General features: G+C 37.6%; 1 protein-coding gene. It reads left to right on the top strand.

The window, feature by feature from the left end; translation table 11 throughout:
- Positions 1-342: 342 nt before the first annotated feature.
- Positions 343-1,903: MobQ family relaxase (mobQ, locus tag FD20_RS12440; protein ID WP_057738910.1), on the top strand; the 1,561-nt coding region annotated here is incomplete at its 3' end.

The following is a 1,903-nucleotide window of genomic DNA, read 5'->3' as shown; positions in this document are numbered from 1 at the left end:
TTTTTCGTCCTTAATTTTTTGATTAAGGGCTTTTAATTTAGCTTCTTGTTTTTCTAATTTACTTTGAGACATAACGATCCCTCCAATCATCTTAGAAATAATCACCGACACTATATCATAAGGGAAACGTTAAGTCAAAGTATAAAAGTTGAAATAGCGAAGCGGAAGGCATACAGTAAAAGTAAATTCAGGAGAATCAGCAGATCGAGTGAAACGAGGTCAATGCGCACTTACACGTCATCTTTGATGACGTTGTGCTAAACCCATTAAAACCTGTGTTAGAAGTCGCCGATGGCGACAACAAAGTCGAAACCATAGAATCAAAGGAAGACGGTGACTGACATGGCAATCTTTCACATGAGTTTTAGTAATATTAGTGCTGGTAAAGGACGAAGTGCGATTGCCAGCTCCGCTTATAGAAGTGGTGAAAAATTATTTGATAATCAAGAAGGCCGTTACTATTTTTATGCCCGCTCGGTTATGCCAGAAAGCTTTATTTTAACTCCCGAAAATGCGCCAGAATGGGCGAGTGATCGAGAGCAGTTGTGGAATGAAGTTGAAAAGAAAGATCGTAAATCAAACTCACGGTATGCAAAAGAATTTAACGTGGCTTTACCGATAGAATTAAGTGAATCCGAACAGAAAGAATTACTGACAAAATATGTGCAAGAAAATTTTGTCGATCAAGGTATGGTAGCTGATGTGGCAATTCATCGCGACCACCCAGATAATCCACACGCACACGTGATGTTAACCAATCGCCCATTTAACCCCGATGGTACTTGGGGACAGAAAACAAAAACCGAATACATTTTAGATAGTCATGGTAATAAAACTAAGACCCCTGCAGGGAATGTGAGAAACCGAAAAATTTGGTTGGTTGATTGGGATAAAAAAGAAAAAATAACTGAATGGCGGCACAATTGGGCGGTTAGTGTAAATCAAGTTTTAGAGCAAAAAAATATTCCCGATCGGATCAGCGAAAAATCATTTATCGAGGAGGGAATAGATGATACCCCAATGCAACATGAGGGAATCAATAGTAAGCGGCATGAAAGAAAAGAATTTAACCAACAAGTTAAGGACTATCGCAAGGCCAAAGCCTGTTATAAAAATAACCAAGAAAAAGTAATCAATAGAGGTCATTTAGATAGCCTAAGTAAACACTTATCGTTTAATGAAAAACGGGTAGTTAAAGAGTTAAGCCATGAACTGAAAACTTATATCAGTTTGGAGAACTTAGATGATAAGCGGCGCATGCTATTTAATTGGAAAAACAGCACCTTAATTAAACATGCGGTTGGTGAAGATGTGACTAAACAATTATTGACAATTAACCAACAAGAAAGCTCACTCAAAAAAGCAGATGAACTCTTAAATAAAGTAGTCGATCGCACGACGAAAAAGCTTTATCCAGAGCTTGATTTTGAACAGACCACGCAAGCTGAAAGACGAGAATTAATTAAGGAAACCGATAGCGAACAAACAGTTTTCAAGGGTAGTGAATTAAACGAACGTTTAATGAACATTCGTGATGATTTATTGACCCGACAATTATTGACCTTTACTAAGCGGCCATACGTTGGTTTTAAGTTATTAATGCAACAAGAAAAGGAAGTCAAAATCGAGCTTAAATATACGCTGATGATTCATGATGATAGCTTAGAAAGTCTAGAACACGTTGATCAAGGTCTACTAGAAAAGTATTCACCAACCGAGCAGCAAAAGATTACTCGCGCAGTCAAAGATTTGCGAACAATCATGGCTGTGAAGCAAGTTATTCAAACCCAATACCAGGAAGTTTTAAGAAGAGCCTTTCCTAACGGCAATTTTAATGAATTACCAATGATTAAACAGGAACAAGCCTATACAGCCGTGATGTACTATGATCCTGTTTTAAAGC

Source organism: Liquorilactobacillus uvarum DSM 19971 (assembly GCF_001434935.1).
Classification (GTDB): domain Bacteria; phylum Bacillota; class Bacilli; order Lactobacillales; family Lactobacillaceae; genus Liquorilactobacillus; species Liquorilactobacillus uvarum.
The sequence above is the reverse complement of the archived record's forward strand: the minus strand, read 5'-3'. Positions and strand labels throughout refer to the sequence as shown.